Genomic DNA, 24,578 nt, shown 5'->3' with positions numbered 1-24,578 from the left:
TTGGTAAGTCGTAGCGATCGCCTGTTTTTCTTCCTCCCCTTGTTCACACATCCTTAATTTCATCAAATCCATCCTCGATTACGCGAACGGTGAGTCACTAATATAACTATCTTTTTCTACCAGCAATAATTGCTGACTCTGGGATAAAGCTTTTAGTTGATTATAATCATCAAAATATTCTGCACTCAGTTGAGATCTATCGCTACCTGGGTTGGTTTTGGCTCTGAGCAAGATTTTATCATCGCCGCGTTTCTCCATTGCCACAATTTCTAACTTGGCTTCTGGATGATTTTCGGCGAGGTGTTTGAAGGCGATCGCAACAGCGCGGGGGTCAACGCCTTGATTGTGGTAAAGGTCGAGGGTATCAAAAATTGGCTGAATAAAGTCGGCAAAATCGCCGTCTGCAAATACCTCTTGCTTATTATCAGGTTTTCGCAGGGGGTCAGGGTCTTCTTTGGTGGGTAAGCGCATGAAGACATATTCACACCTCACCCCACGCAATTTAGTTGTATTTGTAATCCCCCAATCTTCGATGTAAGCTCCGGTGAGGGTTGCACCTGTTAAATCTGTGCCGTCTAGTTGCGTTTGCTTTAGTTTTGCTCTTGACAAATCAGCATCTTGCAAATTAGCTTCACTGAGATCAGTACCAATAAAACTGGCATCTGCTAAATTTGCTGATTGTAAGTTGATACCTCGCAGGTTTTGACGGTCAAAGTTTTTGTCCTGTCCCTGCCCTGTAACCAGCAGTTGACATACTTGTGAGTTTTGAAGATAAGTCAAACCAGGACGAATACGGTCAAGCATTTTGGCTTGATGCCAACAGCTACAGATAAGGATAGTGTTTCGGAAATCTGTACTTTTGAGCGTAGCTTGGGTGAAGTCAGCATTGGTTAAGTTAGCGCCACAAAAACTTGTACCTCCAATTGCAGCAAAGGTGATCGCAATATTACGAACCAAAGAGTGTTTTTGATCTCCTTTCATAGCTCGCCAGCTGATGTATATACTAAATAATGTTCCGGCTACGGCTCCAGCTACGGCTATGACGGCTCCAGCTACGGCTCCAGCTACGGCTCCAGCTACGGCTATGGCTATGGCTACGGCTCCCGCTATGGTTACGGCTCCGGCCACGGCTCCGGCCACGGCTCCGGCCACGGCTCCGGCTACGGCTCCGGCCACGGCTCCGGCTACGGCTCCGGCTACGATTCCGGCTCCGGCTCCGATTGGAGGTACGGCTACAGATACGGCTCCCGCTAAAGCTACGATTCCGGCTACGGCTCCTAAACCAGCTATTATTCCTTGGCGAATTGTGATCAAGAAAAAGGCAATTAATATGATTAAAGAAACCCAGCCCGCAATCTTTGGACTGCTGGATGAGCTAAAGCTAAATATCAGCGACACCAAGTAACCATTGACAACCCAGATAAATCCTGACAGTCCCGAAAATAAGAACGAGACAATAAATAAACCAATTACCCTACGTTGTTGCAGTCCTGCTTTGGTATAGCTAAAGTTTGCCCCTGTTAAATTAGCGTTGCTGAAGTTTGCCCCTCGGATGTCGGCATAGCTAAAGTTTGCACCCACAAGGTCTTTCCTACCTTTGAAGTTGCGTCCTCGCAGATTTTTACCGGAAAAGTCTAAAGTCATTGTCCTGTAACCAGTAGTTGACGTACTTGTGAGTTTTGCAGATAAGTTAAACCAGGCGAACATAGTCAAGCATTTTGGCTTGATACCAATGGGCATTAGTCAGAATAGCGTTTCGGAAATCTGTACTTTTGAGTGTAGCTGTGGTGAAATCAGCATTAGTCAAGTCAGCACCACGAAAACTTGTACCGCCTGTAGCAGCAAAGGCGATCGCAATATTACGAATCAAAGAATGTTGTTCATCTCCTTTCATCGCTCGCCAACTGATGTAGATACTAAATAACGTTCCGGTTGCGGTGAAGGCTAAGGCTAAGGGGAAAGCTAAGGCTCCGGCTGCGAAGACTCGGGCTGCTCCGGCTGCGGGGTAGGCGAAGGGGAAGGCTAACGCTCTGGCTGCTGCGGCTCCGGCTGCGGTGAATGCTCCGGCTGCGGCGACGGTGACGGCGACGGCGACGGCGACCGCTGCGGCTCCGGCTGCGGCGAATGCTCCGGCTGCGGCAAATGCTCCGGCAAAGACTGCAGCGACGGTGACGGCGACCGCTGCGGCTGGGACTGCGTTGAAGGCTACGGTGACGGGGAAGATGAAGAAGAGAAAGAAGGCGATTACGGGGAAGAAGGCGATGACGACGACGGCGATGGCGATGGGGATGGCGATGGCGATGGCGGCGGCTCCTAGACCAACTGTTATTCCTTGGCGAATCGTGATGAAAAAGTAGGCAATCAACACAATTAAAACAATCCAGCCCACAATCTGGTTATCTGGGCTAAATATTAGTGATACCAAATAACCATTCCAACCCCATAAATATCCTGACAGTCCTGACAAAAAGCACGACACAAGGACTAAGAAAATTGCCCAGTGGCGTTGCAGTCCAGCTTTGGCATGACTGAAGTTTGCACCTGTTAAATTAGCATTAGTGAAGTTTGCCCCTCGAATGTCGGCATAGCTAAAGTTTGCATCCGCAAGGTCTTGTCTACCTTTGAAGTTGCGTCCTCGCAGATTTTTACCGGAAAAGTCTAAAGTCATGTTTCACTTTACGGAGGTGAGCAAATTTTACTACACGCTCACCTCTGTAAATTCCTGAACGGTTAGATATATTTGTTAGTTGAGCTTCAAAGGCGCAACTTCGAGGCTCAAAGGCGCAACTTTGAGGCTCAGAAGGTCAACGTCGAGGTTAAAAGGCGCAACTTTGAGGATAAAAGGTGCAACTTCAAGGCTTAGAAGGTCAACGTCGAGCCTCAGAAGGTCATCGTTGAGCCTCAGAAGGTCAACATCGAGCCTTAGAAGGTCAACATTGAGGTTCAAAGGCTCAACTTTGAAGTTCAAAGGATCATTGTTGAAGTACAGCCACTAATTACCACTGTTCCATTATGAGATTATCTACATAACTAAAATGCTCATCATTTGTAGCTAATCTCCAACCACGTTCAAGACATTGGGCTGCAATCCAAATATCATTTTCTGGGATTGGTCTGCCTTTGTGTTTTAAGAGATTGCTTGAAAAGTGGTCGGCTGTGATATTAGGCACTTATTGATCCCCCCCTAGCCCCCCTTCAAAAGGGGGGAAACGGAATCAAAGTCCCCCTTTTTAAGGGGGATTTAGGGGGATCTAAAAGTATTTGATACATCACTAAGGACTTTTCAAACATCCTCTAAGTTAAGGCGTGTTTGAGCCTAGTATGTAGCGGTTTCTCGTCCCATTGGTACTACAGCACAAGCCTCAATGAACTGTAAACGAGTCAAGTTTTGCAAAGAACGGGCAGAATTTTCTGCTCTAAACAACAGTTTTGCAACAATAGGTAATAGCAGGATGATTATTAGCAAGGCTATCACTCTTGCAACTGCGTAGCTTGCCGCCGTAGGCATCGCATCACCTTTGAGATAGCGAATAGCAACGGACGTGTCCAAAGCCGTTTCAGCAGCCATTGGAGTAAATTTGCTCAAATTCCTGATTTGAGAATATACCAAATACCGTTATTGTCTTGCCGCATAATCTGGTATCTTTGCTCAACAAATTCCAGCATTTTAGGGAAATTTGCTTTGATTATAGCCTGGGGTTCATAATCAATAAAGATATAAGGAGGCTTTGATGAATCTAACTGATTTATAAGTGCTAACCATTGCTCAGATAGAAAATATTCAAGTGCCCAACCACGTAATATTGTTGCTTGATTCCGCCCAGAGAAGTAGTAGATAGATGGATCGCCAGCTACATAAATATCACCAGCAATACTTCCTGATTGAGATATAAAATTAGCTTCATCATGAAGAGATGGATATTTTTTTCTAAAGATAGTCTGATATTGTAATCGTGTATCTTCAGTTAAAGCAAAATTATTTCTAGCCAGAGTAGCACTCTTCTTTATCAAAGCTAATGACAAAGGTAAAAACAATAGAAATATCAGTAAAACAGCCGGGATTAAAGACCTTAATTCTTTTAAATAATCCCATAATATATCTAATCCTTTAGTTGCTAAAATACCGATGGGTACAAACAACAGTAAATAATGGTATTGCCACAATGCTGTTCGTTGTAAAAAAATAACACTCAAACCAAAAATACACCAAACAACAAGTAGCAAAGTCAATATATTTTTAGACTTATACAATGAGATATATACTGCAACACTACCCATTAATAATAAAGGGTAAAAACTTTCTAATAACCATTTGATTCCCGAAATAAAATTAATTTTATTAAATATAGTATTAGCAAGAATAAGAGGTGGATAGATAAAAAATGTCTGATAAACAATTGAAAAGCTATTAACCCAAACAAAGTAGCTGGCAACAACTAAAAGGGGAAGCATAATTCCTATAAAAATTGGCAAGCATGTATCAATCAATATTTTTTGAATTTTTTGCCGTTTTATTATTAAAGAATACATAAATATCGTTAGCCACAATCCAACAACGATAAGCAGAAGTAATAATTTAAATAGTAGGACAATTCCCCCAATCAAGCCTGACATTAAAAGTAAGTAAAATCTTTGCTTTCCGTCATTTTTAAAAGACTTAAAAGTTAGCCAAAGACAAAGAAATAAAGGAAAACCAACCAGTGCTTCTACTTGAGTAAGATGCCAAGCACCTGAAACAGTATAGTAAACGCCAACCGTTAACAAAGGTACTAGACTTGCGATGATTTGATGCCGAAAATAGCTTTTGAGAGTCAGCAGCAATGTTATCGAAAAAAATACCATGTAAATAAGTTCAAACAAATGGATGCCAATCTCATTAAAGCCAAACAAACTTCCTGCTAAAAAATAAAAGCAGAAAATCCCAGGTTGCTTAATATCCCAGAAATCACGATAGAGTACTTTTCCTTGTTGCATCTCCAAAGCACCTAGCCTAAAAAATGCTTGATCTCCGTCAAAGGGAAAAGGTAAATGGATAAGACCAATGATGACAATAACAATCAAAACTATAAAGTCTATTTTATTTAATTTGGCAATGTATTTCATGGTATAAATAATTTTAATTAAGATAGGAATCTGGTGTAATTTCAAAAATTACTTGCATAGAGAGGTAAGAGGCAAAAGGATTCTAGAAAATTAAAATGTACTGAGTTATTTTCAAAACATCAAATAGGAGTTGTATATTTTGAAGTAGTTAATATCCTAACCAAATAACAAGAGCTATATACTTTCTTCATTAATGATGGTGTCTAAAAACTATAATAGGCACTGACTATAGGTATTTTTTTGACTTTGCTATGTTTTACCACACCTTTTAGAGTTTGCAAAGGCTTCTAGTGTAATAAAAACTATATCTTCATAAATATTGTTTCAATAAGTGGACGAATATTAAAAAACTAAAGTCTGTAAAGATAAATAAGGTCGGTGCAATGTCTAAAGCATTGCTTTGATGAAGTATGACTATATAGATAAGTGTGTGTCCCAAGTATTAATGTGGATATAGACACTACACAATAACTTGCATTACAGGAAATATTGATGGAACGTTCAAAATTAATTGCTATTCTTACAGGTGCGATTTCGATTATTTTAGCGATCGCTTACCTCATCTTAGTCCAACTACTGGACTATCGAGACATGAAACCTGCCCCCATCAGCCAATTTGACCAAGCACCTGCAATTATTTCTGTTTTTCAGCAGATTGACAAAACTACCAAAATATGAATTAAATTTAGTTGACTTATCTAGAGACGCAATCAGTTGCGTCTTTTGTCATTTACGTCAATAAGTAAAAACTCATAATTACTATAAGACTAGTATTTTATTTTTGAAATCCACGCAGGGGAGCCACTCGCGTGGGCGGGTTCCCGACTTGAGCGAACTGGCGTTGCGTTAGCAAGGAGAGTACGGCACCATCCCAAGCTTATGGTGTGTTACGACGTTCCGTCTAACACACCCTACAATACCTAATTTTATTCAAAAATCAAATAGGAGTTCTATAGATAAAAAGCAATAGCTATTATTCGTTACTCAAATGGTCGATTATATAAGATTTATTTAGAGTATTTATCTTAGATTTGTTTAGATAAAGTAATTCCTTTTTGACAGATATAAAGGTAAGCTATTTTAACAAGATTAAATAAAGATAAATTTGTCTTATCTGCAATCGCTGGGTTTACAGGGATCAACGTAAGTTGATTTAAAACCCCAAATTTTTGATGATAACTATAGAGGTGAGTTGATGGCTCAGTTTCTACTTGAGACTGTTTGGCTAGTTCCTTCCTATGCCTTAATAGGTGGCTTATTAGCCGTTCCTTGGTCGCCGGGGATCATTCGGAAAACCGGGCCGAGACCGGCGGGTTATATAAACTTGATGATGACATTTTTGGCGTTTGTCCATAGTGCGATCGCCTTACAAGCAACTTGGAATCATCCAGCCCAAGAAGTATTTATTCCTTGGTTATCTACAGCTGGTTTAGACCTCACCATTGCTTTAGAAATATCCTCGATTAGTGTCGGCGCTTTAGTTGTAATTACTGGCTTGAATTTGCTGGCGCAGATTTATGCCATCGGTTACATGGAGATGGATTGGGGTTGGGGACGCTTCTATTCCTTATTAGGATTATTTGAAGCGGGACTTTGCGCCTTGGTTTTATGTAATAACTTGTTCTTCAGCTATGTAATTTTGGAAGTCCTGACACTGGGAACCTACCTATTAGTTGGCTTATGGTTTAGCCAGCCGTTGGTAGTCTCTGGTGCGAGAGATGCTTTCTTAACCAAGCGCGTGGGAGACTTATTCTTGCTGATGGGCGTGTTGGCAATATGGCCTCTCGCCGGAACTTGGAGTTATCCAGAACTAGCTGAGTGGGCTGCTACTGCTAACGTCAACCCGACAACAATGGCACTGGTAGGTTTAGCTTTGATTGCTGGGCCGATGGGTAAATGTGCCCAGTTTCCCCTACATCTGTGGTTGGATGAAGCAATGGAAGGCCCAGTTCCTAGTACAATTTTGCGGAATTCGGTAGTAGTTGCGAGTGGTGCATGGGTGCTGATTAAACTGCAACCTGTGTTAAGCCTGTCGCCCATAGTTTCTTCCGCTATGGTAGCCATTGGGGTAGTGACAGCGATTGGTGCTTCTTTAATTGCGATCGCTCAAATTGACCTTAAACGCTGTCAATCCTATTCTGTCAGTGCATACATGGGTTTAGTATTCATCGCCGTGGGAACGCAACAAGACGAAGCAGCGCTGTTGTTAGTACTCACCCATGCTATATCCGCAGCCCTATTGGTGATGAGTACCGGGGGAATTATTTGGAATAGCATCACTCAAGATGTTACCCAATTGGGCGGATTATGGACACGTCGCCCGATTTCAGCCATAGCTTTTATCGTTGGGACTTTGGGGTTAATTGGTTTTCCACCATTAAGTAGCTTTTGGGCGTTGGTGAAACTCGCAGATGGCTTGTGGGAAACCCAACCTTGGTTAGCCGGAGTAGTGATAACGGTAAACGCTTTGACAGCAGTGAGTTTAACCAGAGAATTCGGTTTAATTTTTGGCGGTAAAGCTACACAAATGAGTCAGCGATCGCCTGAAGCACACTGGCCGATGATTTTGCCAATGGTAATCTTACTTGCCTTTAGCCTCCATCTTCCTTTAGTGTTGCAAAGCTTATCACTTTTACCCGATTGGGCAAGTCTCAATAAAGATGTAGTCCTACTTTTAATTTGGTCGAGTATTTGCGGTTGCAGCATCACTGGGGTGGTTTATTTAGGTAATATTCCTAAACCAATTCGCCTCCCCTGGAAAGGTTTACAAGACTTGTTTGCATACGACTTTTACACCCCCAAACTTTATCGGATAACCATTATTTTTGGCGTTGCCAAAATTTCCCAACTTGCCGATATGATTGACCGCTTTGTAGTCGATGGCATCGTTAATTTGGTTGGTTTATTTTCGCTATTGGGTGGTGAAAGTTTAAAATACAGTACCTCTGGACAAACCCAGTTCTACGCCTTAACCGTCTTACTAGGAGTAAGCTTTTTAGGAATGTGGGTAGCTTGGCCATTTTGGGGAGTGCAGTTTTTAAATTTGATTTCTCAAATTTCGACAGTTGGGTAGTCAAACACCGTTTTATTACAAACAAACAGACATTAATATTGTGAGGATAATTCCATGAGCAGACAACATCCACAAACCAATCTTTCCAGAAGAAGTTTATTCAAGTTTGGTGCAGGTGCCATCGGTACAGGGGTACTGACAGTTGGACTTGGCTCAAATTTACTTGCAGCCGAAAAACCCCCAGCAGCGCCAGCAGAAAATGATATTACTCCCGATAAGGCATTGCAAGAATTATTAGATGGGAATGATAGATTTGCCAAAAGAAAACGTAGAAATCCTGACCAAAGCTATTCACGTTTAATGGAAGTTGCCAAAGGTCAAAAGCCCTTTGCTTCTATTCTAGGTTGTGCAGATTCACGAGTGCCTTCAGAAATTGTTTTTGACCAAGGGCTTGGAGATTTATTTGTCTGCCGCATAGCTGGAAATATTGCCACAACACAGCAAATTGGTAGCTTAGAATTTGGCAGTTTAGTATTAGGCACTAAAGTCATCATGGTAATGGGACATAAAAGATGTGGTGCGGTAGAAGCTGCTATTAAAGGCGCTCAAGTCCCAGGACAAATTGGAAGTTTGCTTGCAGCAATTCAACCAAGTGTAGAAAGTTCCAAAGGAAAATCAGGAGATAAAGTAGAAAATGCCTGTAAAGCAAATATTTTAGCGCAAGTTGAAAAATTGAAGTCATCATCAGTTTTATCTGAATTAATCAAGGCAGAAAAGCTGAAAATAGTTGGTGGATATTACGATTTAGATACTGGCAAACTCAGTTTAGTAAGTTAGCTTTTTTGTCCTTTGTCATTAGTCATTGGTCATTACTAACGCACAAAGGACAAATAACAAAGGAGAAATAATAAAGGACAAATATAATGTTAAGTGTTTTGATTTGGCTCCCGATTTTAGCCGCCGCTATTATAGCAATATTGCCTGTAAGTTTCCCTAATCATCGCATTCGTTTAACAGCATTAATTTTTTCTGGAACAGTTCTTGCCTGGAACTTTTTTATACTGCTAAAATTTGATATCAGCAATCCAGGAATGCAATTTAAAGAGTATTTGCCCTGGAATGAAACACTTGGATTGAACTATCAAATAGGTGTTGATGGGCTTTCTATATTAATGTTAGTGCTAAATAGCCTACTCACCTGGATTTCGATTTACAGTAGCAGTAAAGAAACTGAACGCCCTCGACTGTTCTACTCCATGATTTTATTAGTGAGTGGTGGAGTTGCAGGTGCTTTTCTTGCTGAAAATTTGCTACTATTCTTCCTATTCTACGAACTAGAATTAATCCCCTTCTACTTACTAATTTCTATTTGGGGAGGGGCAAAACGGGGTTATGCTGGGATTAAATTCCTGATTTATACTGCGGTTTCGGGAGCCTTAATTCTGGCGACATTCTTGGGTATGGTGTGGCTGAGTGGTTCTACCAATTTTGCTTTTGATGCATTTTCTACAGAAAATCTGTCAACAACAAAGCAAATCCTTTTACTAGCAGGAATAGTATTAGGTTTTGGGATTAAAATTCCCTTAGTTCCCTTCCATACTTGGCTACCGGATGCTTATGTTGAAGCTTCAGCACCAATCGCCATTCTTCTCGGTGGGGTGTTGGCAAAACTAGGAACTTATGGATTACTGCGATTTGGATTGGGGATGTTTCCCGATGCTTGGAGTATTATTGCACCAACTCTGGCGATTTGGGGAGCAATCAGCGCTATCTATGGGGCAGTAGTTGCGATCGCTCAAAAAGATATCAAGCGCATGGTAGCATATAGTTCCGTTGGTCACATGGGCTATATCTTGCTAGGTGCTGCCGCCAGTACTCCCTTAGCACTTGTTGGTGCAGTCGCCCAAATGTTTAGTCATGGTATCATCCTGGCAATTCTTTTCCACTTGGTGGGAGTTGTAGAAGCTAAAGTTGGTACGCGCGAGTTAGATAAACTCAATGGTTTAATGAGTCCAATACGCGGCTTACCCCTAATTAGCGCCTTACTAGTTTTAAGTGGAATGGCTAGTGCTGGTATTCCCGGTTTAACAGGATTCATCGCCGAATTTATCGTCTTCCAAGGTAGTTTTTCTGCCTTCCCTATCCCAACTATTTTGTGTGTAGTTGCTAGTGGATTAACCGCAGTTTATTTTGTCATTCTCCTCAACCGCACTTGTTTTGGCAGACTCGATAACTTCGCCTACTATCCCAAAGTCCTTTGGTCTGAAAAAATCCCAGCTTTAATTTTGGCAGCCTTCATCATCTTTTTGGGAGTACAACCCACTTGGTTAGTGCGTTGGAGTGAATCTACAACTACAACAATGGTGGCTGCAATTCCCTCCTTAGAAAAAACCGTAATCTCTGAAGTAGCGCTGAAATAGTTTACAGATTAAAGTTTCTTACCCATTCCCAATTCTCAATTCCCCATTCCCAATTCCCAATACCATGACAGCAATTAAAACAGCAATTAAATTACCTCCTTCTAAACATGAGTTTGCTGAAGTAATTCATCGCTTAGAAGCAGGTGGGGCAATGTTACCCGATACCCCAGAAAATTTGATGCAAATCATCGGTTTATATAAAGCCTATGCTGTGCCGATGGATTTTTATTGGCGTGACTTGCTTTATATTGCTGAAAACGAATTTTTAAACCCGGTTCCTTTCTTTAAATACTTCTTACCCAAAGAGTATTTAGAACTGCATAATCATTATGCTGGCGATGATGCCGATTTACGAATTTGGCGCGGCGAAGCTACTGCACATCCCGAACTTTTGGCATTTATTGAGAAGGGTGAAACTTTCAAAATGCCAAAGTTGTTGCATCACTTATTCCACGATCGCATTAACATGGAATTTGCGGAAGCTTGTATGCGGGCGATGTTGTGGCACAGAGGGATGGGTGGACAATTTGACCCTTACCTAGATTCAGAAGAATACAAAGCCAACGCTGACCGAGCCATTAAAGCTTATTTCCAAGGAAACCCAGTCATGCTGGGACTTTACAAGCTGTTCCCAGATATGTTTGTGGAACAGTGCCGCCAGATGTCATACTACGCTAATCTGGGCTTATTCTGGGAAGTCATGGCCCCAGTATTCTTTGAAATGTCCGATCGCTATGACGAAGGTACCATTAGCAACGTCCCGGAGGCAATGAGCTTCTTAGTTAATGGTATATTTGCGATCGCAGGTCGTCCTATTTACCATCATGTTTATATTCGTGGCGAATGCTACGAAATTGTCCCCAAATCCAAGGGTTTCATGTGGCTATATGAAGCTGCATTACCTTATGTAGAAGCAGTTTTCTACCGCACTGCACCCTTCCGAGGGACAAAATCTTATAATGCTCAAGCGCGTCAAGTACCAGAAGACCAGAAAGACTTTCACTATGGTATTCTTTATGCTGATGTATTTCCAGTTGGTACTGCTGGCATTCCCCCCACATTATTAATGCAAGATATGCTGCATTTTTTGCCCCCATATCTTGTTGATTATTACAGCCAACATTGCCGGGGTGAAGAAGATATGTTAATTCAGTTGGGAGTTAGCTTTCAACGGTCAATGTACTGTGTTACTTCTGCGGTAATTCAAGCTTTGCGAACTGCACTCTTATATCCTTTAGATGACCCAAATCCCAAGCATTTACAAGCTAATCGAGAGTTTTTTGAAATGCAGCTAAATCGCTTTACTCGACCCGATTATAATATTCGTGATGCTGCTCGTTTAGGGAGTATTCAAAAGCAAGATTATCGATAAGCCCTCCAACTCTCATTAAAAAGCAGCAGGGCTATTACATACCATTAAATTGGTATTTTGTCAATAGTATAGGCGAATAACTTTAGGAATCTGGCGATCAAAAAAATTTCAGTGCGATCGCCATTTTATTGTCCAATCAGATTTTTTAATCACCTTATAACTTACGCAAAACCACAGGCTGTAGGGGCAATTCATGAATTACCCCTACCTAAATAAAGCGCAGCCTCACATATAATTGGTATGAGAGGCTTTGCCTTTAGTGATACATTGAGTCAGAGCATCAATGTATTACATTCCCATACAGCTATAGAAAAGAGAACAACCAGAAAATATCTAACATTAAATCTTGATACTTATTATATTAAGAACAAGCTACTCTGCCCGTAACCAGAATTAAACTGTTCCTGGATTTATGTTTGTCAATACTTTCATCAAACGTCCAGTCCTGACTACGGTCTGTACGTTCATCATCTTGTTGCTGGGAAGCATCTGTATTCCCATCCTGCCGATTTCTCAGCTACCGGATCTTGCTCCGGTGCAAATCACCGTTAGCTCCAACAATACTGGTGCGGATGCTCAAACAACAGAAAATACTGTCACCAACATTATTGAGCGACAAATTAATGGTGTTAAAGATGTATCTTATATCTCTTCTAATACGGGTAATGATGGTTCCAGCAATATAACCGTCTCCTTTCCAACTAATGTCAATAGCGATATTGCTCAAGTAAACGTTCAAAATAAAGAAGGACTTGCTTCACCTCAATTGCCAGATACTGTTCAACGAACAGGTGTCACCGTTGAAACGGCATCAAGCAGTCTCCTTCTCGTCTATGGGTTTTACTCAGATAATAATGAGTATGACAACATTTTTATCAGTAATTATGTCGATCTATATATTCTCGATCAGGTCAAACGGCTTCCTGGTGTAGGAAAAGCCACGATTTTTGGGGAGCGCAAATATGCTATGCGTCTTTGGCTTGATCCCAACAAGCTTGCTCAACATCAACTAACTCCTCAAGATGTGACAACTGCCCTGCAAGAACAAAATATTCAAGTAGGTGCAGGGGCGATTGGTAAGGAACCAGCACCAGATAATCAAAGTTTTGAATTTGCTTTACGAGCAACCAGTCGATTTAAAAATGCGGCTGAATTTGAGGATATGGTGCTGAAGGTGAGTCAAGGTGGCACTAATGGCACTACTAATAGCACCACTAATAGCACCAGCACCACTAATAGCAGCAGTAATAGCACCCTAGTTAAGCTCAGAGATATCGGTCGAGTTGAACTGGGAGCAGAGAGCTATCTTGCTGATGCCAAATTTACCATTCCAGGAAATGCTCCCAAGCCAGCCGTGGGTTTGGGGATATATCAACTTCCCGGTAGTAATGCCCTGGACGTTGCCCATGCTGTTGAAGACCAGATTAAAATACTAGAGAAGAATTTTCCACCTGGACTAAAAGGACAGGTGGCATTTGATACAACTCCATTTGTAGAAATTTCTTTAGAAGAAGTTCTACAGACTCTGGTTGAGGCGATTATCCTGGTAGTTTTGGTAATTTTCGTCTTTTTACAAGACTGGCGTACCACGATCATTCCTACTGTTGCGATCCCCGTCTCTTTGGTTGGGACATGTGCGGCTCTTTTGGTTTTAGGATTTCAGATTAATACACTGACCTTATTTGGTTTCGTCCTCGCGATCGGTCTGGTTGTCGATGATGCCATTATTGTAGTGGAGGCAGTTGCAGTCAAACTGGAGCAGGGCATGAGACCCTTGGAGGCTGCAATAGAAGCCATGAAAGAGTTAACTGGGGCAGTCATTGCCACTTCACTTGTACTCATGGCGGTATTCATTCCAGTTACATTTATTCCGGGTACTACTGGGATTGTCTACAAACAATTTGGGTTAACCGTTGCTTGCTCTATTGCCATTTCGACCTTCAATGCTTTAACTTTCTCTCCGAGTATGGCAGCCATCCTCATGCGCCCGGCTCAGACTCCACGGGGCCCTTTGGGTTGGTTTTTTACGCAGTTTAATCGGGGATTTAGCTGGTTCACACGCCGCTATGTCGGGTTTGTTAGCTATCTTACCCATGTCAAGCCAATTGTAATTGGGGTTTTCATCACTGGTTTAGTAGCAACAGTTTTGATGTACAAAGCAGTGCCTACCGGATTTATTCCCGAGGAAGATCAGGGTTACTTCTTTGTAGTTGTCCAGGGGCCTGATGGGGTTTCTTTGAAATACACCGAATCTGTGATGGATCGGGTTGCCAAGGAAGTAACATCGCTTCCCGAAGTTCAAGCTAGTTTTATGATCAGTGGCTTTGGTTTCGATGGCAACGCTTCTAATTTAGGTATTGCCTTTGCCAACCTGAAACCCTGGAAAGAGAGAACTGAAGAATCTCAGTCTGTCTATGGAATACTTCAGAGGATGAACAAAAAGCTCTCTGGAATTACAGATGCTAGAGCGATCGCAGTGAATGCTCCTCCGGTTAGAGGGTTAAGTAGTACGGGTGGTTTTGAGTTTATCATTCAAGACAAAACCGGAAGTGCGCCGATTGAAACCCTGGTTGATACTGCTCAAAAATTCATTGCAGCCGCAAATAAAAACCCTGTTTTACAACGAGTCTTCACTCAGTTCACCGCAGACACTCCCCAATTTGATATTCAGGTAAATCGCAACCAAGCCAAAGCTCTCGGCGTTGAACTCAACAACATCTTTGGGACATTGCAAAGTTACTTGGGGTCGCAATATGTGAATGACTTTGTGCAGGGACAGCGACAATATCGGGTATATGTGCAAGCGGATGGAGTTTTCCGTTCTAATCCAGATGATATTGGCAAGCTGTATGTTCGCTCTGCAAGTGGGGCAATGATTCCATTGAGCAATTTGGTGACAGTTACTCCCTTTGTGGGGCCAAAAACCATCTCCCATTACAACTTGTATAGGTCAATCAAAGTCCAGGGCGCTCCTGCTCCTGGTGCTAGTTCTGGACAAGCGATTGAAGCGATGGAGAAACTAGCTAAAGAAGTCTTACCTCAAGGGTTTGGTTACGAGTGGACAGGGACTTATCTCCAGGAAAAGACATCTGGGGGATCTACAGGCTTGATTTTTGCCTTCGCCTTGGTTATTGTCTTTCTGGTGCTGGCGGCTCAGTATGAAAGCTACGTTGACCCGATCATTATTTTGCTGACAGTTCCCCTGGCAGTCTTGGGAGCGATGACGGCGATTTGGCTACGTTCCAATATTTTCATGGCAGGTAGCCTCTTCCCCAAAGTAGTCGATGATATCTATTGCCAGGTAGGTTTGGTGACTTTGATTGGTCTAGCCGCAAAGAACGCGATTTTAGTCGTGGAATTTGCCAATCAGCAGCATGAGCATGGCATGAGCTACACACGGGCGGCGGTGAAAGCGGGACAAGAACGTCTGCGACCGATCTTAATGACTTCCTTTGCAGCGCTGTTAGGATTTCTGCCCTTGGTGATCTCTCAAGGGGCGGGAGCCAGCAGCCGTTGGTCTTTAGGAACAGCGCTCTTTGGGGGGCTGCTGCTTTCAACGTTCTTGAGTTTGTTCTTAGTGCCAATTCTGTATATTTTGGTTAAGAGTTTGGCTGAGGCTATATTTTCTCGGAAGCGGGGAGGTTCAAACCCTCCAGATTCTCCAAATGGAACTTCAGGATCTAGACATGGGGCTTTACCTTCTGGTTCAAGTCTGCCAGAGACACAACTCAGGTCTCAGCAAGATGGGATAACCTGAATTTTATCATTCACCCTTTCCCCGAAACCCCCTAGAAAATGGTTTTGACAAGGAGTACTGGCCTGAACCCAAGCGTATTGCATTATGGGTGAAGCCTTAATAAGACTTACGCAAACAATAACCAAAAAGAAAGATTTTTTTGTTAGGGCAATTCATGAATTGCCCCTAGTGCGTTAACTTTTGCGTAAGTCCTACTTAAGTAGTGAGAGCGTGATGTTCATAACATCCTCCAACTCTGATACCATTTTCTGTAATTTCCTGCTTGCTAAAAAAGTTAGTCGAATAAAAATTAAGTACTTAGATAAGGAAAAGTGAAATGGGACTTAGCGAAGGACTTTTGAACCCGACCAAAAAGGCTATGGTCATAGATGAATGTTGCAACATGATAGAAGGACAGCTGGCATCTAAGTCAGGTATGAGCGGCATTGCTTTGAAAACTGCCTTCGCCGCTCTGAAGGGAGTCAAGCCAGGGTATATCCCCTACGTTGTTGAGCAGATCCTGCCGCAGTGCTTCACGGCACTTGATCCCATCTGGAGTGAAGGCGTAGAGAAAGGCGATCCGATTGGACACCTAAATGCAAATCGCTCTCATACAGCAGATGCGCTACTGGGTGTCACTGATGCTAGAGTCAAGAACGCCAAACGCCAAATAGTGCGAGGAACTTATGAAAAACTTCGCGGAGCAGCCAAAAAGCACGTAGAAGAAGCAGTGCCAGATTTAGCTAAAGTAATAAATAATTACACTAAGGTTTAAGGTAGGAGGCAGAAGGCAGGTGCAATATCACTTATGGGATTCAACCGCTCCTGAATTGAAGCCACTGAACTCTTGTAAGAAAAAAGAAGCTGAGACAACAGTGGGGTCTTAAACCCTTGCTCTCTAGCGATTCATAAACGTATGCCGCCGTTCGATACATCGATGGCTGGCATACGAGGCAGACATTACACTTGTATTACAAAAGTGTTTGGCGAGGATCTTAAAGATGCTATATATCCTAAACTTCCTGATATTTACCGAGTCAGCTTGAAACAGCAAATAATCAGAAACTATCTGAATTATTGTTTTAATAGGCTTGCAATTTATGAAAAAAGTTATTTATCGATACCGCACTTATGGACTAATTGGGTTAATATCCTTAACCTCTGTATTAAGTACAACTACATCTGCCCTAACACAGTTAGCAACTGATTCTCCAATTCAGCAAATTCCTATCCCTGCTTCTAACTTAATCTGGCCGACTCAAGGGTTTATTTCTCAAGGCTTCCGCAAATATCAACATGAAGGAATTGATATTGCAGGGGCATCTGGAACTCCGATTGTTGCTGCTGCATCGGGTAGAGTTGTAAAAGCAGGTTGGGATAATTGGGGATTAGGCAATGCCATAACTATTAAACATCTTGATGGCAGCATTACTGTTTATGGTCACAATCGCCGTTTGTTGGTGAGCAAGGATCAACAGGTGATTCAAGGTCAAATTATTGCTGAAATGGGATCTACGGGCAATAGTACAGCGCCTCATCTCCACTTTGAAGTTCATCCAAATGGTCGAATAGCAGTTGATCCCCTTCGTCTGTTAACATCTTTAACTGCAAGTGTTGCTCCTGCTTTTAAAGTTCAGCAAGTTGATAATCCGAACCGCCCAGTCTCCGCACCCCCAGTAGCAAAGGAAGTTTCACCTTTACAGCCAATTCCAATAGGTTTTGCACCTCTTAATAATGAGACTAAGTGTAATGGAGCTATTCTCATTAAGGGTGAGACTGCAAATATTCGTGTACAAGTCTGTGAAGAAAATGGTCAATTATTTTATATTGGTCAGTTGAAGCAAGACCCAAGCAAACCTATAAAAATTGCAGCTTTGAATATTGGCAAAGGCAAATATCGAGCAGATAATGGTAGTTTTTATTATTTAGTTAGCTCTGAAAGAGTGGAAGTTTGGCGAAATGGCACTCAGATGCGTTCTGAAACATTTTATACTTTAACCAAATCGCCATAATAGCTAGTATCCAATATTTGATTGGATTGCGATCGCAAAGCAGATCATAGGTTTCAATCCCTAATAGGGGTTTTAGTTGATTGCCACACCGACTCTACTCACGAATACACGAATAATTAGAGCCATGAGCTTAGTACAGACTTTTTTTGATTTATAGTGAAAACAATTGCCACCTCTCAAAACTCTGTATTTCACTTTTAACGCTCAATTAGTTATAAAACTTAAAATTTTTCCTTAGCAGCTAACATGTGTAAAATGTTTTCTACATGATCCAACTCTCCAACAATTCGCCGAATTGGGTGAGGCCAAACCTTCACAAGGGTAGGAGTTGCAGAAACCTGGTTGAGTTCTGCTTGTTCTGGATGAGTTAAAACATCAATCACTTTTAGAGTATAGGGATGTCCCAGCGATCGCTCCAACAATTCGTGTAAATTTTGCAGAATGCGTTCGGTAGTACTGCTATGTCCTGCTACAAACAAACGGAGAACATAGCCTTGGGTGATTTCTTCCTTTTTTTGTACTATTACTGGTTGGTGGTATTTTGGTACAGGTTCAGAAAGGTCTAGACGAACAATTAAATCGTGATCTTCCCAAAGCTGCGGGAATGACGAACGATAAGTTGTTAATACCATGCGATCGCACAACCCATCTTGCCAAGGCGCTACTTGCCATGCTAACTCCCCTGTACCAAAAATGGCATTAAGTAAAGCTTGATGTCTAATTACAGCCGGATAACCTTCAGCGAAAGTTCGCACTTGTTGAGTACGCGGATCTAACCAGTGGTCAATAGTCGCAGTATAACAAGGCACTAAAAAGTGCGGTGGCTCTGGTAAATCTAGAATTTCTTGTAAAGCTGAACACAAATGCAAGTGCCATCGACCTTGCTTGCTAGGGTCGATGCAGTAAATTAAATCTCCTCCAGGTGTAAATAAGGCAATGCCTTTAAACAACTGGGGTGTAGATAGTTTGTTTGTTGTCAAGTTATTCACAAAGGCTAGCTAAAAGTAAAAAATTCTCTCTTTTACCTTTTACTTTAGCTATAACTGCAACCAGGATCAGAAAGATATTTGGGATTGGGGACTGGGGATTGGGTGGAGATGAGGGAGAATAATTACTGACTACTAACTATTGACCAATGCCCCATGCCCAATCCCCAATCTTAAACTCGACCTCTGAGAAACTGTGCCATTTCGTTTGGAGTTGGTGACATTTCCAAAGCAGTCTCTTCAGTGATGCGACCGTCTTGATAGAGATTGAGCAACGACTGATTCATCGTAACCATGCCGTCAAAGCCAGCTTGTTTCATCAACTCGCCAATTTCATCATACTTACCGTCTTTGATCCATTCTTTAATCGCCTCAGTATTGATCAGCACATCATGGAAAGCAGCCCGCTTCCCGTCAGTTGTGCGACACAAACCTTGAGCAATTACTGCCACTAAAGACTCAGAAATTGCTACCCGCATTGCATCTTGTTCGTCACCAGAGTAAAGGTTAAGAATCCGCTCAATGGTTTTAACTGCGCTATTGGTGTGTAGGGTTCCCATAACTAAGTGACCAGTCTGAGCGGCTTTTAGGGCGGTGTTCACTGTTTCTTTATCCCGCATTTCCCCAACTAGAATCAAATCTGGATCTTCCCGCAAAGCTGCTTTCAAAGCGTTGTCAAATTTCCGGGTATGCATTCCCACTTCCCGTTGTTTGACTAAAGACTTGCGGCTTTGATGGATAAATTCTATCGGGTCTTCAATGGTGATGATATGCTTGGCCATCTCCTTATTGATGTAGTCAACCATCGCCGCCATTGTGGTGGACTTACCAGAACCTGTTGGCCCAGTTACTAAAATTAAACCTTTGTGGTGATGGCAAATATCCCGAAAAATTGGGGGTAATCTCAACTGTTCCATAGTTAAGATTTTTAGAGGAATCAACCGCAACACCATCGCAGGCCCTCTAAGGGTGCCAAAAACATTAATCCGCACGCGAGCAAAGTCATATTGAGTTGCTCCGTCAAATTCTAGGTGTTCTTCAAAGCGCTGAATTTCTGCTTCATTCATCACCTCCCGCAACCAACTCATAAAAGCTTCTTTATCTGTTTCTGGATAATCCGATGATTGAATTTCTCCTCGGCTGCGGAAGCGAGGTACTTCATTTACACCCAAGTGCAAGTCAGAATATCCCTGATCGTAAGCTTCCCTGATCAACTTCTCTAAAGTAGGCCCCGCATTGCTATTTTTAGGAGGAACTGAACTAGGTATTGGCGGTGGACTAACTGGACGATGACCTGCAACAGGAGCGTTAGTACTCCTCTCCATTGACATATCCAATGTTTGTGTCATCTGCCTCTGGGTGCTAAAGGTTGGCGGAGGTGGCGGCATTGGAGGCGCTGGGGGCAGGTTACGTTCAGTAACAGAGTTAGAATTTGATGGGGACTGTGATTCTGTCATATATCTTCACATTTGGCAGTTAAAAAGTTGAATTAGCGAGAAGTCAAGTCACTTACTTCGATGACTTTTGGAGAATGCTTGCGTGCAAGCTCTGGTGGTGATGGGAGACGATTGAAACTCTAGAACCACGATCAATCCATTTCATCCACCTCAACTGGTATCTTTTTTCCTAAGATTCCACTAATTAGAATATTGAGAAAAATTATTTAACCTATCTAAACTGGTTTAACACACCCAATGGCTCAAAACGCCTCAGCAAAAGCACAGTGATTAGTTAGTGCTTTACAATACTTTAGATCGAACATCAATATTCTCAGCCCTTAGATGAGAAATTTATTTCACGTGTAAATATGAATTGCCAGCAATTAACACCACAAATACTGACTGTTCATTTATTCAGCCCCTTTATAAATTATGAGAAATACTGGTATTTTTTATAAGAAATGTTAAGTTGAATAGGATCAATATTTGGGGATCAAGATTAAAAGCTGACACCTTTTAGGTTATATACCTGGAGGTAGATGCAAAAAAGAAGTTATTTTAATAAACATAAACTTGACTTTACATCCACAATTACAAAAAACTGACTGTAAACTTTAGTAAATAAATGCTCATTTTCCTGATTAGTTTTTATATACTGAATTTCACTGAGAAACAAATTCAGTTAACTCGCAAAAAGCGGGATATAACTGGAAATTAAAATTTGCTGTGTATTTTTGGGAGGAAAAGTCATGGTTTCTGCTCAAAGCTCTAATCAAGGAAAGACCTACTCCTTGTTGATGATTAAAAGCTTTTTAATATGGACTTTTACATTAGCAGTATGCTTGTTGGTTGTGGGTTTTCCATTAGTTGTCTTGATGGCTACGGTTGGATGTCTGTTGTCGATTGTTTTGCAATCTGTGATGCCTGTTAGTGCTGTCTTGCTTGTAGCAGGCGCTCTAATCATGTTTAATGTTATGGCAGTTTTATTGGCTGCGGGTGTGCTAACTATTAAAGGAGTTCATCCCAATGAAGTCAAATGGTTAAGCTGGCTGCATGGAGAGGCAGACCAAATGCAGGCTACTGTTTATGCTGCTTGCCCTTTAACTTGTGAGATTAAAATTTAGTCGTTACAGGTGAATACAACAAACAGTGCGTCTGCCCGGTTAAGCCGGGTTTTTTCATGCTTTTTTGTGATGTGATTACAGTTAATTTCGATAACCAGTACATCTACCCGATTCAGCCGGGTTTTTTTATGCTTTTTATATGATTATACGTTTAATGTGAATTAAGTCCTGAAACCCTTGTAATTTCATAGGTAGTCCCAAAACAATGATTTTGGGCGAATCTAGAAACCCTTATGGAATAAGAGGTGTTTTTAATTCAGATCAGGCGTGATTTATCTTTTTATATTTATGATTTGTGTGATAATTAACAGCCAACTATTGACCATAGACCATTGACTATAACCATTGGCAAATGACAAATGACTAATCAAAAACGGGTTTGCATTATCTTGGGTACTCGTCCCGAAGCGATTAAACTTGCTCCAGTGATTCAGGTTTTCCAGAAGTCTTCAAGTTTTGAGTCGCAAGTAATTCTAACGGGACAGCATCGGGAGATGGTTGAGCAAGTTATGCTGCTGTTTAACATCAAGGCAGATTATAACTTGGAAATTATGCAGGTTCAGCAATCTCTAAATGATATTACTTGCCGCAGTTTACAAGGGCTAGAAACGTTATTTAAAGAGAAAAAGCCAGATTTAGTGGTGGTACAGGGAGACACTACAACGGCTTTTGCCGCAGCTTTGGCAGCTTTTTATCAAAAAATTCCTATTGGTCATGTAGAAGCAGGTTTAAGAACTGATGATATCTTCAATCCTTATCCAGAAGAAGCTAATCGGCGGTTGATTTCTCAAATTACTCAGTTGCACTTTGCGCCGACTCCTTGGGCTGTGGAAAATTTGCATCGTTCTGGTGTTTTGGGTGAAATTCACATGACGGGTAACACGGTGATTGATGCGTTGTTGAATGTAGCTGCAACTCAAGCTGTTTGTAATATACCAGGCTTAGACTGGGATTCACATCGCGTTCTGTTAGCAACGGTTCATCGGCGGGAGAATTGGGGAGAACCTCTGTTAGCGATCGCTCAAGGCTTTTTACAAATCTTAGACAAGTTTCCTGATACAGCAATGCTTTTACCGTTACACCGCAATCCGACAGTGCGAATTCCGTTACAAGAACTTTTAGGGAATCATCCCCGAATTTTCTTAACAGAACCTCTCGATTATGGCGAATTGGTGGGAGCAATTGGGCGATCGCATCTTTTGCTTACAGACTCTGGTGGGTTGCAAGAAGAAGCCCCCAGTTTGGGAAAACCAGTACTGGTTTTGAGAGACACCACCGAAAGACCAGAGGCTGTTACAGCCGGTACAGCCAAACTTGTAGGAACTATGAGTGAGAACATTTTTGCTGCTGCTGCTGAGTTACTGGACGATCTAGATGCTTATGAAGCAATGGCAAATGCAATTAATCCCTTTGGAGATGGTCATGCAGCAGAACGCATTTTGCAGATTGTGCAAAATTACTTGGGTCTTTCATCAGAAATATCAACTTAGAAACTGAGATTTAACCTCTTAGAAAATTTATGTTTTTTAGGGTGCTTAAAATAAATTGATAGATCCACACTGTAGAGGCAATTCATGAATTGCCTCTACAACAGATTTGATTTTAAAAATCAACGAGCATCCATATTTGGTGTTTACATCTTTCGTAAGGGCACAGCAATGCTATGCCCCTACCGCATGGTCTATTTACCTGAAAATAGCTGTAAAAACAGGATAGAAAAAGCAATTAACTACAAAGCCACAAAACAAGGCGTATTTTTGTGTATGCTTTGTGGCCAAGTGCCTTAGCGATACCTTTTTGGGAGTAAATATGGAACGCGCCATCTCTGCGTTAGGAATTTTAGTTTTTATCGGCATATCATACACTTTCTCGGTTAATCGTCAAGCGGTGCGTTGGCGCATAGTGGCGTGGGGTTTGGGATTAGAATTTGCATTGGCGCTGGTGATTCTTAAAACTCCTTGGGGTTTAAATGTGTTTAAATTTCTAGGAGATTTTGTCGGCAACTTTTTAGCATTTTCTGATGTTGGTGCCAAATTTGTTTTTGGAGAAAATTTTAAGGATCATTTCTTTGCCTTCCAAGTGCTACCAACAATTATCTTTTTCTCTGCCTTCATCAGCGTTTTGTATTATTACGGCATTTTACAGCGAGTGGTAAATGTGATGGCGTGGGTAATGATGAAGACGATGAAAACATCTGGTTCTGAATCTTTATCCTGTGCAGGTAACATTTTTTTAGGGCCAACAGAGTCGGCGCTGATGGTTAAACCATACATAGCGAAGATGACGCAATCAGAACTTCATGCTGTGATGACTGGTGGTTTTTCGACAATTGCGGCTGGAGTACTAGGGGCATATCTTTCTTTTGGGATACCAGCAGAACACCTAATTGCTGCTTTTTTTATGACTGCTCCTACGTCGTTGGTGGTATCAAAATTACTCTATCCAGAAACAGAAGTATCAGAGACGGTTGGAAAGGCAAAAGCAAATGTAGAAACCAATTATGTAAATGTAATTGATGCTGCTACTACTGGAGCCATTGACGGTGTGAAGTTAGCAGTTAATGTTGGAGTGATGATTATCGCCTTTCTGGGATTATTGGCTGCTTTAAATGCACTGCTGGGATGGTTGGGAGCATTTGTAGGTTTACAACAACTGTCATTACAGTGGATTTTGTCTTTTGTTATGGCTCCCGTGGCGTGGCTGATGGGTGTACCTTGGGCTGATTGTCGGCAAGTTGGGGCTTTATTGGGTACAAAGACAATTCTCAATGAGTTTATTGCTTTTTTAGATTTGAAGGCACTAATTGAAAGTGGTAAAATTTCTCAACGGGCAGTAATTATTGCGACTTACGCCTTATGTAATTTTGCAAATATAGGTTCAATTGGCATTACTATTGGTGGCATTACTGGGATAGCACCTAATCGCCAGCATGATTTAGCTAGCATGGGTGTAAGATCAATGATTGGCGGCTTATTAGCGGGTTTTATTACCGCTTGTATTGCTGGGATGTTGATTTGAAAAAGAATTCAGAAGTCAGAATGGGCTAAACCTTAGCTATCCGCTAACAGGAGTCAGCATAAAAAATCAGGAGTTTGAATCCTCCACTTTCTTGTTAATTATCAAGTTATATTTGGTGGGGTATGTTAAGTACATGTTTTAATCTAATTTGTCACAACAAACGTGATTAAAACACCTAACACACCCTACTTAAGATTTACTTCTAATTTTTAGAGATAAATCCAGTTCAAAGGTGGATGAACGGAGTTCTGATATGGATGAATCCAGTTCAAAGGTGGATGAACGGAGTTCTGATATGGATGAATCCAGTTCAAAGGTGGATGAACGGAGTTCTGATATGGATGAATCCAGTTCA

At 41.6% G+C, this 24,578-nt stretch carries 19 protein-coding genes; 11 read left to right on the top strand and 8 right to left on the bottom strand.

Going from position 1 to position 24,578, the window contains the following annotated elements; all coding sequences use genetic code 11:
* Positions 1–78: 78 nt before the first annotated feature.
* From V7K38_RS07215 to V7K38_RS07190, 6 genes are all read right to left on the bottom strand, one after another.
* Positions 79–1,644 (bottom strand): pentapeptide repeat-containing protein, encoded by a 1,566-nt coding sequence (locus tag V7K38_RS07215; RefSeq protein ID WP_334856587.1) that lies wholly within the window; start codon positions 1,642–1,644, stop codon positions 79–81.
* A gap of 46 nt (positions 1,645–1,690) precedes the next feature.
* The gene (locus V7K38_RS07210) at positions 1,691–2,668 is read right to left on the bottom strand and encodes a pentapeptide repeat-containing protein (protein ID WP_334856585.1); all 978 of its coding nucleotides are present in this window, start codon (positions 2,666–2,668) and stop codon (positions 1,691–1,693) included.
* A 75-nt stretch (positions 2,669–2,743) separates the two neighbouring features.
* Positions 2,744–2,968, bottom strand: coding sequence for a hypothetical protein (locus V7K38_RS07205; protein ID WP_334856583.1), 225 nt, complete (start codon positions 2,966–2,968; stop codon positions 2,744–2,746).
* Between the two features lie 28 nt (positions 2,969–2,996).
* On the bottom strand, positions 2,997–3,170 hold the full coding sequence (locus V7K38_RS07200; protein WP_334856581.1) for a PIN domain-containing protein: 174 nt from the start codon (positions 3,168–3,170) through the stop codon (positions 2,997–2,999).
* Between the two features lie 146 nt (positions 3,171–3,316).
* Positions 3,317–3,586, bottom strand: coding sequence for a hypothetical protein (locus V7K38_RS07195; RefSeq protein ID WP_334856579.1), 270 nt, complete (start codon positions 3,584–3,586; stop codon positions 3,317–3,319).
* Entirely contained in the window at positions 3,583–5,103 is a 1,521-nt protein-coding gene (locus tag V7K38_RS07190; RefSeq protein ID WP_334856578.1) for a hypothetical protein, read from the bottom strand. The genes V7K38_RS07195 and V7K38_RS07190 overlap by 4 nt, the downstream gene beginning before the upstream one ends.
* Positions 5,104–5,595: 492 nt before the next feature.
* Between V7K38_RS07190 and V7K38_RS07185 the strand changes: the two genes are divergently transcribed.
* The 8 genes from V7K38_RS07185 (at position 5,596) to V7K38_RS07150 (ending at position 17,656) form a co-directional block, all read left to right on the top strand.
* Positions 5,596–5,781 carry a hypothetical protein gene (locus V7K38_RS07185; RefSeq protein WP_334856576.1) on the top strand — a complete coding sequence of 62 codons (186 nt, stop codon included), beginning with the start codon at positions 5,596–5,598 and terminating at the stop codon, positions 5,779–5,781.
* A gap of 517 nt (positions 5,782–6,298) precedes the next feature.
* The gene (locus V7K38_RS07180) at positions 6,299–8,176 is read left to right on the top strand and encodes an NAD(P)H-quinone oxidoreductase subunit F (protein WP_334856574.1); all 1,878 of its coding nucleotides are present in this window, start codon (positions 6,299–6,301) and stop codon (positions 8,174–8,176) included.
* A 54-nt stretch (positions 8,177–8,230) separates the two neighbouring features.
* Positions 8,231–8,953 carry a carbonic anhydrase gene (locus tag V7K38_RS07175; protein WP_334856572.1) on the top strand — a complete coding sequence of 241 codons (723 nt, stop codon included), beginning with the start codon at positions 8,231–8,233 and terminating at the stop codon, positions 8,951–8,953.
* 86 nt (positions 8,954–9,039) lie between these two features.
* The gene (locus V7K38_RS07170) at positions 9,040–10,536 is read left to right on the top strand and encodes an NADH-quinone oxidoreductase subunit M (protein ID WP_334856571.1); all 1,497 of its coding nucleotides are present in this window, start codon (positions 9,040–9,042) and stop codon (positions 10,534–10,536) included.
* Between the two features lie 64 nt (positions 10,537–10,600).
* Positions 10,601–11,908, top strand: coding sequence for a CO2 hydration protein (locus V7K38_RS07165; protein ID WP_334856570.1), 1,308 nt, complete (start codon positions 10,601–10,603; stop codon positions 11,906–11,908).
* Between the two features lie 412 nt (positions 11,909–12,320).
* On the top strand, positions 12,321–15,665 hold the full coding sequence (locus V7K38_RS07160; RefSeq protein ID WP_334856569.1) for an efflux RND transporter permease subunit: 3,345 nt from the start codon (positions 12,321–12,323) through the stop codon (positions 15,663–15,665).
* A gap of 316 nt (positions 15,666–15,981) precedes the next feature.
* Entirely contained in the window at positions 15,982–16,419 is a 438-nt protein-coding gene (locus tag V7K38_RS07155; RefSeq protein WP_334856568.1) for a DUF6918 family protein, read from the top strand.
* 325 nt (positions 16,420–16,744) lie between these two features.
* Positions 16,745–17,656, top strand: a complete 912-nt coding sequence (locus tag V7K38_RS07150) for a M23 family metallopeptidase (RefSeq protein ID WP_334856567.1) — start codon at positions 16,745–16,747, stop codon at positions 17,654–17,656.
* A gap of 221 nt (positions 17,657–17,877) precedes the next feature.
* On the opposite strand, the gene V7K38_RS07145 is transcribed toward V7K38_RS07150, so the two are convergent.
* Both V7K38_RS07145 and V7K38_RS07140 read right to left on the bottom strand, forming a co-directional pair.
* Positions 17,878–18,645, bottom strand: a complete 768-nt coding sequence (locus tag V7K38_RS07145) for a circadian clock KaiB family protein (RefSeq protein WP_334856566.1) — start codon at positions 18,643–18,645, stop codon at positions 17,878–17,880.
* A gap of 170 nt (positions 18,646–18,815) precedes the next feature.
* Complete coding sequence (locus V7K38_RS07140) at positions 18,816–20,099, bottom strand: type IV pilus twitching motility protein PilT (protein WP_334856565.1); 1,284 nt, start codon at positions 20,097–20,099, stop codon at positions 18,816–18,818.
* A gap of 731 nt (positions 20,100–20,830) precedes the next feature.
* Between V7K38_RS07140 and V7K38_RS07135 the strand changes: the two genes are divergently transcribed.
* From V7K38_RS07135 to V7K38_RS07125, 3 genes are all read left to right on the top strand, one after another.
* The gene (locus tag V7K38_RS07135; protein ID WP_334856564.1) at positions 20,831–21,205 is read left to right on the top strand and encodes a hypothetical protein; all 375 of its coding nucleotides are present in this window, start codon (positions 20,831–20,833) and stop codon (positions 21,203–21,205) included.
* 359 nt (positions 21,206–21,564) lie between these two features.
* Positions 21,565–22,695, top strand: coding sequence for a non-hydrolyzing UDP-N-acetylglucosamine 2-epimerase (gene wecB, locus V7K38_RS07130; protein WP_334856563.1), 1,131 nt, complete (start codon positions 21,565–21,567; stop codon positions 22,693–22,695).
* A gap of 319 nt (positions 22,696–23,014) precedes the next feature.
* Complete coding sequence (locus V7K38_RS07125) at positions 23,015–24,223, top strand: NupC/NupG family nucleoside CNT transporter (RefSeq protein WP_334856562.1); 1,209 nt, start codon at positions 23,015–23,017, stop codon at positions 24,221–24,223.
* Positions 24,224–24,578: the final 355 nt, after the last annotated feature.

Origin of the sequence: Nostoc sp. (assembly GCF_036917465.1) — a bacterium.
In the GTDB taxonomy this organism is placed as follows: domain Bacteria; phylum Cyanobacteriota; class Cyanobacteriia; order Cyanobacteriales; family Nostocaceae; genus Nostoc.
The sequence above is the reverse complement of the archived record's forward strand: the minus strand, read 5'-3'. Positions and strand labels throughout refer to the sequence as shown.